We start from the raw sequence: 17219 nt of genomic DNA on the forward strand, positions 1-17219 counted from the left end.
TCGGAAGGATGGAAATCAATCCTCGTTCTGGTCCTGGGCAACGGCATAGGCAACGCAGATCCGGACATCCTCTTCGGTCAGTTCTGGGTGAGACCGGAGGATATCGGCCCAGGTAAACCCATCGACGATCAGCGACACGATGTGACTGACTGTGATCCAGGTTCCCTTGATGACGGGCGATAGGTCCGAGATATCGAAATCAAAAACCAGTCGATCACTCCAGTTAAGTGCATCTTGCTCTTGTTCTGCTGGTTCGACCTCCAATAAATCATCCAGGGCGTCGAACGGGAGGATCGGCCACTCATTCGATTCGATCTCCTGACAGTCGAAGTCGGTCACATCGATCGAGGATTTCGATTGGTGCTTGACCCTGCTGAGTCGAATGCACTCGAGCGCGTCGATCGCCTCCTTGACCGATCGAGTGGCCTGATCGGCGGCCGATGGTGAATATCTTTTGGGAGTCTGGGTTTCCCGACCCGAAACATCCGCCTCGGCGAGCTCACGGTCCTGCTGACGCACGAGGGCTCGCTTGAGTCTCCATGCCGAGGAGATGACGTGATCCACCAGGACCGATTCGAGCGGACCACGCGGGTTCAATTCGAGGAGGACGCTTCCGGAGAAGTCTTGAAAAGTATTCGCTCGAGTTGATCGATTCCGCGTTCGGGAGCGTGGGTTGGTTTTGCGAGCGAAAACTTCCACGAGACCGGAGGGATTGGAATGCATGCGGGACGAGGTAGTCGCAACGTCGAAGTGGCTCGCCTTGAGTTCCATGACCGGGCTCCCCTGAATGCGACCGGATGATCGTTCCGAAGGATGACGCTCGCACTGAGCGTCAGGCTTCGTTCGTCAATAGAGTCGCGATTCGAGAGGTTGCCTTAGCACACAATATAGAAAACGGTTCGACCAATTGAGAACTCGCTCCGGAAAATTATCCGCGACGCAGGGCTCGACCTGGTGTCGCACCGGTTGGTAGGCCATCCTCCAACACCATCGTACCGTCAACGATCACGTGCCGGACACCTTCTGCGAGGGCCTTGCCGTCGGCATAGGTCGAGCGGTCGGTGATGGTCGAGGCGTCGAATAGGGCGATATCCGCGACGTATCCGGGCCGGATCATCCCACGGTCGGTCAGTCGGTAGCGTCGTGCCGCGTGAGAGGTCAGGTGCGAGATCGCTTCGGGCCAGGTGTAGTCTCCAAGGGTCCGGGTGTGATAGCCCAGATATCGGGCGAACGCCCCGGTTCCTCGAGGATGGGGGTAACCGCCTCGAAAGATCCCATCGGACCCTGCCATGTGGGAGGGGTGTCGGAGAATCGCCCTGACGTCTTCCTCGGTTCGATCGATGGCTCGAAAGCTCACGACGCCCACGGCCAGGTCCGAAGCGAGCAGAATATCGCAGATGAAATCGCAAGGGGTTTGCCCGGCCTTCTTGGCGGCATCGATGACGGTTTTGCCTTCAGCCCATCGCCAGGTCGGATTGGCCACCATGGCCAGGTGCACCTTGTTCAGAGGGAACTGGGTTGGGGCGGGGAACCAATCCGATTCGAGCCGAGCACGAATGGTCCGATCGGCCAGACGTTCTAGAGTCGCCTCGTTCCCTCCCTCCTGGACCCAGGGAGGGAGCGAGACCATCCCGAGGATGGTGCTGCCGGCCAGATATGGATAGGTATCGAAGGTGAGATCGAAGCCCATCGCAAGCCCTTTGTCGATCAAGGGAAGCATGATATCGGCCGGTCCGTTGTAGTGAGAGATATGGGCCGCGACACCCGACCTCCGGACGATATCATACACTTCTTCCATGCCAACCGGAGAATTCGCCCCGTAGGCCCTCATGTGAGTGACGTATACGCCATCGTCGGGGACGAGGACCTCACAAAGCGCTGCGATTTCACGGGCATCGGCGTGGCGACTCGGTAGATAGTCGAGCCCGGTGGAGAGGCCGACGGCCCCAGCCTCCATTCCGTCTCGAACCATCTTCTGCATGGCTCGAAGTTCGTGGTCCGTCGCTGGCCGAGGGTCGTGACCTATCACTTCGATCCGGACGTTCCCATTCGGGATCAAGTAAGCGACATTGATTGCGGTCTTACGGTCGAAGCGGGCCAGGTATTCATCAACCCCATTCCAGTCGTAGTCGATGTTCGGCGGATTTCCATTGAATCCTGCCGTATAGCGACGCATGTAGTCGATTGTCGCCGCAGAGCCCGGTGCGAAAGAGCACCCGTCCTGTCCGATGATGTAGGTCGTTACACCTTGCTTGAGCGCCGGCAAATGGACCGGATCGGCCAGCAGCATCAGATCGCCGTGGACGTGAGCATCGATAAATCCGGGTGTGATCGTGAGCCCGGTCGCATCAAGGACCTTTGCGGCCGTCGAGTCACCCAAATGTCCGACAGCCGCAATGACCGAATCCAGGACGGCGACATCGGCCCGAAAGGCAGGTCCGCCAGTTCCATCGATGACCCAGCCACCCCTGGCGATCAAGTCGTATTCCATGATGCTCTCGCAGAAAGAGGAGTCACCGAACTTGAAGAGACTAAGGCGCGAATGGGGGAGGTGTCCCGGCAAATCATCGAATTATTAGCATGGATCGAGAGAGGTTTAGGAGATCGTCCTTCATGATCTCTTCGGATTGTCGATCTGTTGCCAGAGATACCACATTGCGATAGTCCGAAAAGGACGCCAGGGCTCGGCGAGTAGGCGACATTGTGAGGCGTCGGGTAGCACTTCAAGCTCATGGAAATTTTTGAGCCCGACCCGGATACCCAGGTCGCCAACCGAGAGGACATCAAGCCGACCGAGTCCAAAGATCAGGAACATTTCAGCGGTCCAGGGACCAACTCCCTTGACGGTCGTCAGAGCGCTGATAACCTGCTCGTCATCCCACTCGTGCATCGATTCGAGAGGGATCGCTTCCTCATGGACGGCTTTCGCCAGGTTCAGAACGTATCGAGCCTTGACCCCGGAGAGTCCACAACTGCGCAAACCAGCCTCTCCTGTATTCAGGATGGGTTCCGGAGTGTGTGGCTCGCCGGTCAACATTCGGAGGCGTCGGTCGATCGAACTTGCGGCCTTGGAAGAGATTTGCTGACCAACGATGGCTCGGACCAGCGTGCCGAACCGGTCCGTCCTTGGTTCCAACCGGCATGGTCCGATCTCATCAATGATGTACTTCCATCGAGGGTCGAGCGCACGGAGTGTTTCCACACCCTTCGACCAGGGATCAACCCCCTCGTAAGGCCCGACCTTGATGATTTGCTTCACCTTCGACTGTCGTTTAACGGGAGGCACCAGCACCCTCCGATGGCAAATGAGCGGGCCAAGGTGAGTTATCGGTTATACGGAGTTAGTAGGCGGAGATGAGGATGGGCATCGAGGAATTTCGCCAGCCGATCGACTCGATGAAGGGCATCCGGCAGGAACGAGAGGGCTTGTTTGATCCTCTCGTCTGACTCGGCGCAACTAAATCGAAGGAAACCTCGGCCAGCCTCGCCGAAAGATTCTCCTCCGAGGCATGCCACGCCAAAGTCATCATCCGCGCCTTCTAGCAGGAACAGCGCCAATCCCTGGGAAGTGATTTTCAAACGATTGCAGAGGGGTCGAACGTCTGGATAGACATAAAACGTCCCCGCTGGCATGACCACGTGAAGCCCCTCGATCCCCTGGAGTCCCTCGACCAACCGATCTACCTTGCGATGAAATAGGGCCATGTACTCATCGCGAGTCGAGGCGTCCCGAGCAAGCGCGGCCAGCGCAGCCTTCTGAACGAAAGGCGGACTGCAGGATGCGGAAGTGTTGATCAGTTTACCGAAGGCTTCGATGATCTCGGTATGGGCGACCGCAAACCCAATCCTCCAACCGCTCATGCTGTAGGATTTGCTGAAGGTATAAGCCGATACAACATGGTCGAGCATGCCGGGCTCGGTCGCGATCGACTCGTGACGTCCGTTCCAGACCATGTGGCAATAGGGCTCGTCCGAGAAGACCATCAGATCGGTCCCTCGGACTATCTCCGCAATTGCTCTCAGGTCGGATCTGGTGGCGACCCCGCCCGTCGGATTATGGGGAGAGTTCAGGAAGATCGCGCGAGGCCTGGGATCCGTCGCCAGAAAATGAGCGACGGCTGCGGCACCCGGCCGAAAGCCTTCTTCGACCCTCAATGGAGAAAGGACGGCTCTGGCTCCTCGACGTTCCAGGTTCGGAATGTAGGTCGGGAAGTGCGGGCTGAAAATCAGTGCACCGTCGCCGGGGTTCAGTATCGCTTCGGCGAAATACTGTTCGAACGGCTTGGCTCCCGAGGCAACTACGACGTGCTCAAGGTTGACGTCGAATCCGAACTCGAAATTGACGAATCGAGCGGCCTCGGATCGGAATTCCGGAAGCCCCAAGCTCGGACCATATCCTGTCTCGTTCGCCTCGATGGAATGGAGACCGGCGGCCTTGGCGGCCGGAGTGGTAGGAAACGGACTGTCGCCGATCTCGAGTTCAACCACATCCTTTCCACGAGACTTCAGTTCTCGGGCCAAGGCAAGCACGGTAAAGGCTGTTTCAGCCGTCAAACCGCTGGCGAGGTTGCTCAATCTCGGCATCGATCCGGATCTCCCCGAGTAACTCAATCCGATCATTCAGTATGACCGGAAGGTGTCTCGGGTGAAATCCCTGGGCTCAGGATCGAGAGGCAATCGCGCGTGCCAGGGGCAATACAATTCGAGGGACGACCTGATTCCTGACGATCTCTTCGCCGATGCTGCTCTGATGGCGGAATGAGTCGAGGAACGAACGGTCGGGTCCGTTCCCCCAGTATTGGCGGATCGTGAAATAGATACTGATCTGATCGTCGCCAAACTCGCCGGTACGAACCTGGAAGGCGTTGGTGCGAGTCTCGATCGAGATTCGAGCCTGAAGGCGGCAGGAATCATCGAGAGCGATGGTGACCGACGGCTCGAAATTAATGACCCTGGCCCTGGGCACTTCGACCAAACCATCGAACGCGGGCCCAACACCCAGGGCCTCGGCGACGATCTCGTCGTGATTTCCTTCGTAATCGAAGTCGAATCCATACATCACATCGAGCGCCTCGCAATCGAGGTTGCTGATGGTCAGGAGATGAGGGGCGAGTTCCAGGACCAGTTCGTGCTGACCATAGGCGTCATCGAGAGTCGCCGGATTCACGTGACCCGAGCAGAGTCGCCGGGGCTCGATGGCCAGGGTCCGGTAAGCTTCTTCCTCCTTGTCTCCTTCGAGAACCAGAACACCATCTTCGCGCGTATAGAAGTTTCGTAACTCGGGATAACGTTTCTTCATCTGCTCGAAAAAGTGGAGTACAGTGTCTCGGCTGGTAGGTAACTCCATCTCGGTGTTCAAGTTGACGTTGACATAAAAGTCATCGCACTCGGCCAGATATTTATTCATTACGGTGATCCCCCGGGTGTGCCCCGGTCGTCCGCTCATTCGATTCGAATCTATTCTACGAAACAAAAAGGGATCGGGCGGGCCAAGATTTTACCTGGACCGCCCGAGACCGATGAAAATCTGGCCCGAAAGCCTACAAGGTGCTCAGCTCTTGATGATTTCTCGGACGGTCCCGCCCGCAGGGATCATCGGCAAGACGTGTTCCTGGTAAGGAACAAGCACATCGAGCACGTAAGGGCCGGGGTGGGCGATCATCTCGCGGAGCGCGGGGATCACGTCTTCTTTCTTGCGGATCTGGCGGGCCTCGATCCCGAATCCCTTGGAGATCGCCACGAAGTCGGGATACGTCGTCTCGTAGAGTTCCCCATTGCCTTCGCCGGTATATTCAGGATGTTCGACAGGTCCGAGATAGGTGTGCGCGCGATTACCCCCGTGGAACCGATCCTCCCACTGGACGACCATCCCGAGGTGCTGATTGTTCAGCACGATCACCTTGACGGGAAGGCTCTCGCACTTCACCGTGGCCAGTTCCTGAATATTCATGACGAAGGAACCGTCGCCATCGATGTCGACCACCAATGCATCCGGGAAAGCCGCCTGAGCCCCCATGGCTGCCGGGAGGCCGAAGCCCATCGATCCCAATCCACCCGAGGTCACCCAGGTCCTCGGACGATCGAATTTCGTCCACTGGGCGGCGAACATCTGATGCTGACCAACCCCGGTCGTCATCAAGAATTTACCACCAGCCATCTTCGAGAATTCGTCGACCACATACTGAGGGAGGATCGCGTCATCGCGGTCGGCATAAGTCATCGGGTCGCTCTCGCGCCAGGCGTCGAGCTGGTGATGCCATTCGCGATAGTCGCCGGCCTCGACGACCGGGTTGAGCCTCTGGAGGGTCGACTTCACGTCGGAGTTGACGGCGATATGAGCCGCCTTGTTCTTGTTAATCTCCGAAGCGTCGATATCAACATGGACGATTCGTCCATGCTTGGCGAACTCGCTCAACTTGCCAGTCACCCGGTCGTCAAACCGGACACCAAATGCGAGCAGCAGGTCCGCCTCGTTGATCGCCATGTTCGAATAAACGGTGCCGTGCATCCCGAGCATTCCCAGGGCCAGGTAATGGTCGCTGGGAATCGCGCCGAGACCTTGCAGAGTCATGGCGACGGGGATACCGGTCTTGGTGACGAAATCACGAAGTTCTTCGGACGCCCCCGAGGCGACGGTTCCACCGCCACAATAGATAATGGGCCGACGGCTCGCCTTGATCGCCTCGGCAATCTGGTTGATTTTCTCGGCCGTCGGGGGTTCCGGGAGTCGATAACCGGGCAAATCCATCGCAACATCGTAGTCCGGGTTGGGGACAAGCGTGTTCTGGATGTCCTTGGGCATATCGATGAGGACGGGACCCGGACGCCCCGTGTTGGCGATATGAAAAGCTTCCTTCACGATCCGGGCTATGTCGCGAGCGTCCTGCACCAGATAGTGGTGCTTGGTGATGGCCCGGCAGACCTCGACCATCGGGGTCTCCTGGAACGCATCGGTTCCGATGACCTTGGTCGGGACCTGTCCGGTAATCGCGATAATCGGGAGCGAATCGAGCTTGGCGTCGGCAAGTCCGGTGACCAGGTTCAACGCTCCGGGTCCGGAGGTCGCCATGACCACACCGGGTCGTCCCGTGACTCGAGCATAGCCCTCGGCCGCGAAGATCCCTCCCTGCTCGTGCCGAGGGAGAATGGTCCTGATCTTGTCGCGATAATAGGTAAGGGCTTGATGCATCGGCATGCTCGCCCCGCCAGGATAGGCGAATACGACATCGACGCCGTGCCGTGCGAGGGACTCGACCAGCACGGTGGCGCCGGTGGTCGGTTGACGTCGGGTCTCGGTCGCTCGGTCGTCGATGGTAGCCACGTCTGGCATCTCTCCCGGAATCAAGTCAGAACGGTCTCGCGGACGGGATGGAATGTATCATTCTATGCCAAGCTCGACCGCTGAACAACAGAAAATGGAACTCCTGTGAATCACTCGACACAGCAGGGAGCCGATGGGTTCCCTCCCAGACCCCCAAGTGCGCTGGTGACCGGTGCTTCGAGTGGCCTGGGGCGTGAAATCGCAAGGCAACTTGTCCTCGACCACGGCTACCGTGTTCTCGCCACCGCCCGAAGGCTGGATCTTCTGGAACAGCTCCGAGACGAAATGCCGCTCGGATCGATGGAGATCATGGAGGGGGACCTCTCGGACCCCAACTTCCGGGAAAGCCTCTGGGCCTGGGCCGAGGCCGATCGTGGCCGGATCGACCTGTTGGTCAATAACGCCGGGCTGGGGAATTACGCCGACTTTGGGGAGCAGGACTTCGAAGTGGTCCGCCAACTCGTGGAAGTGAACCTGATGGCCCTGATGGACCTGACTCAACGGGCGATTCGCCACATGAGAATTATCGGAAAGGGCCAAATTCTGCAAATTTCATCGACCCTAGGCTTCGTCGCGATGCCCTATGCGGCCGTGTATAACGCCACGAAACATGCCGTAAATGGATTAGTGAAGACGCTCCGTTATGAATTGAGGGATTCCGGGGTCCGCGTTTGGGCCGCCTGCCCGAGCCGCATCAGGACCGATTTCCGGACCTCGGCGTTAGGGAGGGACTGCGAGGATCATGCGAGACTACATGGCGAATCCGTCGAGAGCGTCGCACGAGGCATTCTTCGAGGGTTGAAGTCCCAGGAAACATTCCGGAAGCCGACCTGGAACGCTCGGCTGGTCGTCGGAATAGCCCACTGGCTGCCCGGGCCATTCGAATGGTTCATGATCCGGTGGGCTCCCGCTCATTTCGCCCGCGAGATCGGGCGAGTTTGATCGGGTTAACTCATCCCATCATTTCCTTCACGGACCGAACGAAGTGCATGCCTTTACCCTTGGATTTCAACTCGGCGGCTCGCGCTTCAGCAGCCGATTTTTCGGAATAGTCGAAGGTTTGTACTGTCCGACCTCCGACATCGCAGACCGCCCAGATGACTCGCATCCTGGCTGCCGGTTGTGGTTTAGGGCGAGCCTCCTTGGGATCGGATCTCGGCTTTCGTTCGGTAGGAGTGTTCAAGCCTAGTGCTTCTGCTGCCTCGTAGGCAGCCCGCATTTCTCGGAGATTTAAGGGTCGTCGAGCCATGGATCCAGTTCTTGGGTCGTTCGGTGGGACGGTATGGAGCCTCGACGATAGCCATTTCGAGACCATCGTCCCCGATTTCAATTATGTATCATCAAGAGAGAGAATCGAACAAGCCGGATTATGGATCAGTGATCGACCCCACCGGCTTTTCGATAGAGAATCGAGGTCTCGACCTGTTCGAATCCCATGGACCGATAGAGTTTCAATGCCGGTTCATTGGTGGCACTCGTCTGTACGGAGGCCACCTCACCCCATTGGTTCTTGATGTATCTCAAAATCTCGACGAGCAAGTAGCGTCCATAACCTTTTCTTCGATCGTTCGGCGTTACTTCGAAGTCGAAGATTCCGGTGCGTGCTCGCCCGTCGCTTCGACCGAAGGCGGCCATATCCCAGGCTGATGCGTGGGCGATTTCCCGATCGTCATCCTTGGACAGCAGGCGAAAACGACTGACCTGAGAATTCCCGATCGCCTCGGCCTCCCACCAGCCGGACGGGATCGGGTCGTCCACGACCTCGATCCTCGACTGCCTGCGGAGGATGGCCGACCTGGGATCGCGGATCTCGGATCGACTCAGGTCGAGATCGAGCAAGATTGTCGTCGAAGCTGGCTCATAGTCGGCTCCGGTCGCCGCCAATCGGAAAGCTCGATGGGATTCGAGGACTCCTGAGAATTCGCTACCCCCATAAACTCCCCAATAGAACGGGTTGAGTGGGAATTGTCCGCCAGCATAAAGAACCCGGGCACCGCGTCCCCTCAGGTATGTCTCGCCCGCAAGAATCAAGTCCCGAGCCAGGTCCGACCCTTCGTGCTCCGGGTCGATGGCGAGCATGGCGATCGACCCGAGTTCATAGTCTCGCCGCTGGGGCGAGCCCGTGGGCGACTCCGGGCCGAATCCCGCGTGTGCGAACCCGATGATTTGACCATCAACATGCTCGGCAATGATCAATCCTTCCCGATCAAAACCGACTCGGCCGAGGATCAACGTGTCAAATTCATGGGCCGTGAGTGGGCGAACGACGATCTGGTCGGGAAGTGCCCGATTCCAGAGGTCTGCCAAGGCGGGGGGATCGCCGTTCCGGAACGCTCGAATACGGATCACCGGTCCTTGGGGGATAGGGTTGGCGAGAGTAATGATTCTGGTGGGCCGGCGTTCAAATCAGCTCAATCCACGGCGACCAGGACATCACGTCCCTCAACCTTGACTTCGAAGACGGGTTGGGTGAGACGGTTATTCAAGGTAGATTTGCCCGTCTGCACATCGAACTGCCATCCGTGCCAGGGGCAGGTCACCAGTGTTCCCTCGACCGGTCCATCGGCGAGTGGCCCTCCCTGATGCGGGCAGAGCCCATCGATTGCCGATAGGACGCCACCGACGTTGAAAAGAGCGAAGATACGGCCCTGATGCTCGACTTCCTTCGAGCTGCCTGCGGGAATCTCGTCGAGTGTGGCCATCTTCACGAAGCTTGCCATACGTCTTACATCTCTCGGTCCGGAGCAGATCGTCCGAAAGCCATTCTCTACCAAATCCAATCTATCACAAGCCAGAAGCCCGACGGAATCTCGAAATCCATGACGATTCGCTCCGGCGAAATACAATAATTCGGCCCGGCCGGGTCGTCCTTCGACTGACCTCGACGTCGGAACGGTCAGGAGTTACTGATCTCAGTCGAGGGGGACAGGTATGGCGGCTTCTGAAGAATGGGATCTGATCGTGATTGGAGGGGGTCTGGGTGGACTCGCGACGACAGCGATTGCACGTCGGATCGGACTGAAGGTGGCGCTGCTGGAGGCTCACAATAAACTCGGCGGATGCGCCGGATATTTTTCGAGAGGGCCATACACTTTCGATGTTGGTGCCACAGCCCTGATGGGGTTGAATTCGGGAGAGCCGATCGGAGATCTACTCGAAACGATCGGCCTCGATTTCAGGGCCGTTCAAACCTCTAGCTATCGGGTTCATTTGCCGGACAGGATAATGGAGATTGGACCAGAACCGGAGGCCTTCCGAAACGCCTCATCGATCTCCTTTCCGGGTCATGAGCAGGCGCGACGCCTATTTTGGAAACTTCAGGAGTGGGTCGGGACAACGTTGTTCAACGTCGCTTCTCATGTCCCGAGACTCCCGATCCGGTCCTCAAAGGATGTGGCTCACAACCTCAAGATCCTGGGGCTGGGAGGTCTAGTCGCTGCATCGAGTTGGGTCTTCACGGTTCGGGACGTCTTGAAGATTCTCGGTCTCGACGATGACATGCCGTTCCGTTCGCTGATTGCCATGTTGCTTCAAGATACGGCTCAGGCCGGGCCGGAGACCGTTCCCTTCGCGAATGCCGCAGCCTGTCTTCAAGCTTATCGATCGGGAATGAGCCGACCGATTGGAGGGATGTCCGCACTCGCGGAGGGGATCGGGCGGAGATTCAGCGAGATGGGAGGCGACCTCCGGACCGGCGCCTTGGTCGATCGGGTCGAGGCATCCGAGGATGGATGGTTCGAAGTGGTGACCCGTCGTCGTCAGCACTTGAAGACCCGACAGGTTGCTTTCAACTTACCCATCGACCTGGCGGCTAAATTGCTACGACGATCATCCGAGTCGGCACTAGAGGCATCCGAACGGAAGTCGCGAGCCGCCTGGAGCGCGGTGACTGCCTACATGGCCATAGACCGACTGGTGATTCCAGACAAGACACCACTCTTCCATCAAGTCCTGCGATCCTATGATCGCCCGATCCACGATGGCAATAACGTCCTGATCTCACTCTCCCCGGTCGAAGATCCGGGCTACGGCCCGGTCGATGTTCGAGTGGCCACGATGTCGACCCACACCCGGCCCGACGAATGGCATGACCTCGAGCCGGCCGCTTACCAGGCGAAGAAGTCGGACTACCGAGAGCGATTCCTGGGAGTTCTCGAATGCGCATTCCCCGGAGCATCCGCAAGTCTGAAACATCTTGAGGTGGCCACCCCACGGAGTTTCGCGCGATATACCCGACGGAATCGAGGTGCGGTCGGGGGTGCTCCCGTCTCTCATCGCAACAGTACATTTATGGCCGTGGATGCGGATGTCCTCGGGGCTGGCCTCTGGATTGTCGGAGACTCTGTATTCCCCGGGCAGGGGACCATGGCCACGGTCCTGTCGGCGATCCGGGTTGTCGAGCGCATGTCGGGGATTTCCTGGTCGGATCTGACGCCATCTGGGCGGGAGAAGCTCTCCAACTCTCGGCCATCGACGGTTGCCCCGGGATCGTTCCCCGTCCAGAATGGTCGTTGACCGAACAAGGAGTTACGCCGCACCGGAATTGAGGTCCGAACGCATGATTTTTCGATGGAATCGATTCGCCTGCCTGCTCATCGTCTTGGCCCCAACCCTGACCTTCGCCGACGGGCCAGTTCCCATCTCGGAGAGAGCCAAAAAAATACATGAGTCGGGGATGCTCTTCGATGGGCACAACGACCTCCCCTGGCGACTCCGGGAAGTAGGCGATCCGGGCTTTGAATCGAACGACCTCAAGAAGCGGCTTGCGAGCGGCCAGACCGACATTCCGAGACTCCGAGAGGGCGGGGTCAAGGCTCAATTCTGGTCCGTCTACATCCCGAGCGATCAGCCGAACCCGGCTCGAACGGTCGTTGATCAGATCGATCAGGTCTACCGGATGGTCGAGCGGTATCCCGACGATTTCGAGATGGCTTACTCCGCCGAGGATGTTGAACGGGTCGTGAAGTCTGGAAAGATTGCCTCGCTAATCGGGATCGAGGGAGGGGTCGCGATCGAGAACGACCTGGCCATGCTCAGGATGTTCGCCAGGTTGGGGGCTCGTTACATGACCCTCACGCACAACAAGAATCTCGACTGGGCCGACGCCGCCAACGATGAGCCGGAACACGACGGCCTGACCCCGTTCGGTGAGACCGTGGTCAAGGAAATGAATCGCCTGGGAATGCTCGTCGATATCTCGCACGTCTCCCCCGCCACGATGTCCGACGTCCTCCGAGTGACCCAGGCTCCCGTCATCGCGAGCCATTCCAGCGCCAGGGCCCTGGCCGACCACCCCAGGAATGTCCCGGACGACATCCTCAAGGAAATCTCCCGCAATGGGGGGGTGATCATGGTCAACTTCTTCCCCGGCTTCATCATGGCCGACGAGATCAAGAAGATTAACCTCGGTCGGGACGCGCTCAAGGCGGCTTATCCCGATCCAGCGGAGTACGAAAAGGCACTCGCCCGCTACAACCAGGAGCATCCTTACCCGCGAGGGACGGTCAAGGATGTGGCCCACCACATCGATCACATCGCCAAGGTGGCGGGAATCGACCATGTTGGGATCGGCTCCGACTTCGACGGGATCAACTCGGTCCCGGTCGGCTTGGAGGATGTTTCCACCTATCCCCGGCTGACCGAGGAACTTTTGAACCGGGGGTATTCCGAATCCGACATCCATAAAATCTTGGGAGAGAACGCCCTTCGGGCCCTGAGGGAAGCAGGCAAGGTCGGCGAGAGATTGCAAAGGACGACCCAACCTTCGATCGAGGTCATCAGGACGAAGAAGGAGTGAATCCCAGAGCAGCTATCGCGAAAACCTCGGAATAACGCGGGTCCCGAGCATCGAGCCCGCAAATTTCCGGTTCTCCGACCCCCGAGCCATCAATATCGAGGCTCCCCTTTCCCACCAGGATCTCATCCATGCCCTTCCGACTCGCAGTCCCATTGATTGCTTTGATGCCTATGTTTGTAATCGCTCAAGACGTGTCCCTGCCGAAGATCCCGATCGAGTCGTACACCTTGCCGAACGGCTTGAAGGTGGTCCTGCATCGCGATCCCGGCGTCCCACGAGTGACGGTCTGCATGGCCTATCACGTCGGCTCGAAGAACGAGAGAGCGAAACGCACCGGGTTCGCCCATTTCTTCGAGCACATGATGTTCCGGGGGACCAAGAACGTCCCCAACTACGACATTCCCCTCCAGGAGACGGGGGCCCAATCAAATGCCTTCACGTCCGAGGACATGACCGTTTACTTCGAAACGGTCCCGACCTCATTTCTCGATAGGGCCCTCTATCTGGAGGCGGAACGCCTCGCTTTCCTGCCCTCGGCCCTCGACCAGGATAAATTCGATACCGAGCGCGAGGTCGTCAAGAATGAGCGTCGGCAGTCTTACGAGAACGTCCCTTACGGTTTGTCCGAAGAGACGATCCTGGCCAATGTGTTCCCCAAGGGCCATCCATATTCGTGGTCGGTGATCGGTTCGATGAAGGATCTGGACGCCGCCTCGATCGATGATCTTCGACAGTTCTTCGGTGAGTTCTATCATCCCGGAAACGCCGCGATTTGTCTGGCGGGCGACTTCGACATCGAAGCGGCTAAAGCCTCCATTCTCAAATATTTCGGCCCGATCCCCGCTGGTAAGGCGATCGAGGCTGTCGAGGCCCCTACCCCTCGGCTCACCAAGTCGGTCGGATTGGCGGCGACCGATAAGGTCAGCCTGCCTCGTCTCTACTGGTCATGGCCCGTCGTGGCTGATGACCATCCCGATGCGCCAGCACTTCACCTTCTCGCTTCGATCCTCTCCGAAGGAGAGGCCTCCCGACTCAACCGCTCCCTCATCAAGGAGGCGCGAGTGGCCAATGAAGTCGACGCCACCAGTGATACCAAGGAGGTTTCCGGCCTGTTCACGATCGATGCGACGGCCGCGGAAGGTAAGTCGATCGAAGAACTCACCCGAGCCCTGGAAGCCTCGATGGCGGATCTCAAAGCGAACCCTCCCACGAACCCCGAACTGGCTCGAGCCCTGGCCAAGTTCGAACAGCAGACCTTCAATTCCCTGACCGCCCCACTCGGTAGGGCGATCATGCTTGCCGTGGATTATGTCCAGAAGGGGGATCCGGCCGCTTATTTCAAGGATTACGCCCGTTATTACAAAGTGACGACCGACGATCTTTCCCGAGTTGCTGAGACTTATCTCACACCGGAGAAGGTGGTCCTGACCATCTCACCAGGAGAGTCGAAGAGCGAAGGGGTCCAGTCCGGACCATTGCCGGGACCGTCGCCGGTTGAGTCGCGTCAAAAGCAGACCCCTGACGGACCGGTCTGGCAAACGCTCCCCGGGCCGGCTCAGCCGTCGGATTGGCACCCTCCCCGATATGTTCGCAAGACGCTATCGAATGGTACCGAACTCTGGGCTGTTCCCTGGCAAACCCTCCCAATTGTCGAGGCTCGGCTGATCATTCCCGTTGGGACGGCCGATGATCCTGCCGGGAAATCCGGCCTGGCCGCCTTGACCGGCTCTCTTCTCGATAAGGGGACAAAGACCAGGACCGACACTCAACTGGCTGAGGACCTCGATGCCTTGGGAGTGTCGCTTTCCGTCGGCACATCCGCCGACTCGACCAGCATGGGTCTTTCGGTACTCTCCCGGAATCTCAAACCGGCACTCTCGCTGGTCGGCCAGATTCTGACCGAACCTCGGTTTGATCCCGTAGACTTCGATCGCGAGCGGAAACTCCAACTCGATGGACTGCTGCAGGGGCCGGACAGCCCATCCTGGATTGCCAGAAGAGCCTTCCAGTCATTGCTTTACGGTGCCAATCATCCTTACGGAAATCCTGGACAGGGTTTCGTGACTTCGGTCAAAAGCCTGACAGTTGAGGACGTTCGGGCGTTCCATGCTCGATTCGCGGCGAATCGTTCCATCCTGATCGTTGTCGGGGATTTCGATCCGGATGCTCTCATTCAGGATCTTGAATCGACCCTGGGAGCCTGGAAGACGACAGGTCCCGAACCTGCCGAACGCCCCGCATTCAAGGCTCTCCCCCAGCCCGGAGTGGTCTATCTGGCCGACAAGCCCGGTGCCGTCCAGAGTGTCATCGCCGTGGGCCGTCGATGGTTCGATCGGAAAGATCCCCGTTATTTCGCCTCGCTCATCGGCAATCACATCGTCGGCGACGACTTCCTCTCCCGACTCAATGCCAATCTTCGCGAGAAGAACGGCTACACGTACGGGTGCGGTTCTTCGTTTGGATATCAGAGGACGGGAGGGAGCTGGCAGGTCAGGACTTCGGTCCGATCCGATGTCACGGCCGAGTCACTCAAGGAAATCCTTGGAGAGCTCGATGCCCTGGATAAGGCCCGACCCCTGGACGAGGAGGAGATAACCACCGCCCGGGAAGCTGAGATCAGGACCTTCCCCGAATCGTTCGAGGATCCCGGGAGTATTTCGGGCGTCTTGGGGAGTCTCGCTCTCTATGATCTACCTGGGGATTACCTCGAAACATATCTGAAGGAACTTCGAAACTGTCCGGACGAGCTGATCCGGCGGACCATGATCGAGGTTGTGGCTCCGACCGACAGGGCAATTCTGATCGTTGGCGATCGTAAATCCGTCGAGCCGAGACTGAAGGAACTTGGATTTCGGGATATCCGACCGGTTGACCCCGACGGCAAGCCAGTCAAACCATGATCCAGCTTCCGGATCGAGCTACCGCCCAGCAGGGGTGAGCTTCCAGGCTCACCCTTCCCCACCCCATCCTCATAGCCCACTCAGGCTTTCTAATCACTCCGTCCTTCGATCAGTTTGTTCTAAAACGGCCCGATAATTCCTACATGCAATAGGCGAATGTAAGGCAGTGGACTTCTCCAAAGACGCTGCTGTGGTTCGAATTTTAGGGTTTGGGTTCGTTTTTTCCCGGTCATAAGCGGGTGATCGAAGTGATCGGATGAAACCGGTCCGTCTCAAGTAACTTGGTAGCCGATTGGGTTCGTTTTTTCCGGCGATCTTGAGAGCTAAGTAAATACGCGAGACCTGATTCGATCCCGAGGAGGGATGACAGATGCGATTGACCTCCCGAAAATGGCGATGGGCAGGCCTGGGATTGATGTTGGGGATTGCGTCATTACTGGTCATTCGAATTTGGATCGTTCCAATAATCATCATCAACCAGATTCAGGCCCATTATGGTGGGAAGGTTGTCATCGGCGACTGGTGGTTCGGACTCCACTCGTCGGGCCTGAGCCAGATCGAGCTCAAGGAAGGGGCGGAGGAGGATTCTCCCACCTGGCTCAAGGCCGGCCGGGTCGAGGTGGATGTCTCGCTGAATAGCATGCTGCGTGGGCGGTTCATGCCGACCAGGATCTTGATCGACCACCCCATCGTCGACTACCGGCTCGACGCGAAGGGCCAACCGCTCACCAAAATTCCGCTAGTCGAGGATCCCAATTCGAATCCCCAGCTTCTACCCGAGATCGTCGTTACCGACGCAGATCTCACGATCGAGCAAGAGGGGCGAGGCCCGATGTCGCTGAAGGATGTCCGGGCGATTCTCTCACCTGTCAATGGTCGGGAGCGACTCGATGTGAAAACCAACGATCCAACCTGGGGCAAGGCGACACTCACGGGAACCTTTGAGCCCGACTTCAAGCACGGCGAGTTGAAGATCGCATCCGACCCGTCCATCAAGGCTGATCCGGAAAGGCTCCGGCGAATTCCATTCATCCCCTCGGAGGTCTGGGACAACGTCGAACCGTCGGGACCGATTCAAGCCAAGGTCAAGATTGGCCTGGCGCTCGATTCCCCCACGCCCGTTCATGTCTTGACCGATCTCGAGCTGCATGGGGCCGATGTAAAGCTCCCGGCTCTCCAGATCGAGACCACGGGGACTACC

12 protein-coding genes are annotated in these 17219 nt (G+C 58.3%); 4 read left to right on the plus strand and 8 right to left on the minus strand.

All coding sequences use genetic code 11. From position 1 onward, the window contains the following. Window positions 1-15: 15 nt before the first annotated feature. The 6 genes from P12x_RS19920 to ilvB form a co-directional block, all read right to left on the minus strand. Entirely contained in the window at window positions 16-771 is a 756-nt protein-coding gene (locus tag P12x_RS19920) for a DUF433 domain-containing protein (protein WP_435006421.1), read from the minus strand. A 157-nt stretch (window positions 772-928) separates the two neighbouring features. Next, window positions 929-2491 carry an N-acyl-D-amino-acid deacylase family protein gene (locus P12x_RS19925; protein WP_435006422.1) on the minus strand — a complete coding sequence of 521 codons (1563 nt, stop codon included), beginning with the start codon at window positions 2489-2491 and terminating at the stop codon, window positions 929-931. Between the two features lie 120 nt (window positions 2492-2611). Further along, the gene (locus P12x_RS19930) at window positions 2612-3292 is read right to left on the minus strand and encodes a DNA-3-methyladenine glycosylase family protein (RefSeq protein WP_435006424.1); all 681 of its coding nucleotides are present in this window, start codon (window positions 3290-3292) and stop codon (window positions 2612-2614) included. Between the two features lie 32 nt (window positions 3293-3324). Beyond that, window positions 3325-4584: a pyridoxal phosphate-dependent aminotransferase gene (locus P12x_RS19935; RefSeq protein ID WP_435006425.1), complete on the minus strand. Its 1260-nt coding sequence runs from the start codon at window positions 4582-4584 to the stop codon at window positions 3325-3327. A gap of 76 nt (window positions 4585-4660) precedes the next feature. Continuing rightward, the gene (locus P12x_RS19940; RefSeq protein WP_435006426.1) at window positions 4661-5407 is read right to left on the minus strand and encodes a hypothetical protein; all 747 of its coding nucleotides are present in this window, start codon (window positions 5405-5407) and stop codon (window positions 4661-4663) included. Between the two features lie 144 nt (window positions 5408-5551). Then, entirely contained in the window at window positions 5552-7321 is a 1770-nt protein-coding gene (gene ilvB, locus P12x_RS19945) for a biosynthetic-type acetolactate synthase large subunit (RefSeq protein ID WP_435006427.1), read from the minus strand. Between the two features lie 165 nt (window positions 7322-7486). On the opposite strand from ilvB, the gene P12x_RS19950 reads away from it, so the two are divergent. Next, complete coding sequence (locus P12x_RS19950; RefSeq protein WP_435006429.1) at window positions 7487-8263, plus strand: SDR family NAD(P)-dependent oxidoreductase; 777 nt, start codon at window positions 7487-7489, stop codon at window positions 8261-8263. Window positions 8264-8695: 432 nt separating this feature from the next. On the opposite strand, the gene P12x_RS19955 is transcribed toward P12x_RS19950, so the two are convergent. Next, entirely contained in the window at window positions 8696-9670 is a 975-nt protein-coding gene (locus P12x_RS19955; protein WP_435006431.1) for a GNAT family N-acetyltransferase, read from the minus strand. A 62-nt stretch (window positions 9671-9732) separates the two neighbouring features. Continuing rightward, window positions 9733-10041, minus strand: a complete 309-nt coding sequence (locus tag P12x_RS19960; RefSeq protein WP_435006432.1) for a Rieske (2Fe-2S) protein — start codon at window positions 10039-10041, stop codon at window positions 9733-9735. Window positions 10042-10252: 211 nt separating this feature from the next. Here P12x_RS19960 and P12x_RS19965 point away from each other — a divergent pair, with 211 nt between their 5' ends. The 3 genes from P12x_RS19965 to P12x_RS19975 all read left to right on the plus strand — a co-directional run bounded on the left by P12x_RS19965 (window position 10253) and on the right by P12x_RS19975 (window position 16018). Next, window positions 10253-11836 carry a phytoene desaturase family protein gene (locus P12x_RS19965; RefSeq protein ID WP_435006434.1) on the plus strand — a complete coding sequence of 528 codons (1584 nt, stop codon included), beginning with the start codon at window positions 10253-10255 and terminating at the stop codon, window positions 11834-11836. A gap of 43 nt (window positions 11837-11879) precedes the next feature. Next, the gene (locus tag P12x_RS19970) at window positions 11880-13118 is read left to right on the plus strand and encodes a dipeptidase (RefSeq protein WP_435006436.1); all 1239 of its coding nucleotides are present in this window, start codon (window positions 11880-11882) and stop codon (window positions 13116-13118) included. A gap of 164 nt (window positions 13119-13282) precedes the next feature. Continuing rightward, window positions 13283-16018 (plus strand): M16 family metallopeptidase, encoded by a 2736-nt coding sequence (locus tag P12x_RS19975; RefSeq protein WP_435006437.1) that lies wholly within the window; start codon window positions 13283-13285, stop codon window positions 16016-16018. Window positions 16019-17219: the final 1201 nt, after the last annotated feature.

This window comes from Tundrisphaera lichenicola, from assembly GCF_051175385.1.
GTDB classification, from domain to species: domain Bacteria; phylum Planctomycetota; class Planctomycetia; order Isosphaerales; family Isosphaeraceae; genus Tundrisphaera; species Tundrisphaera lichenicola.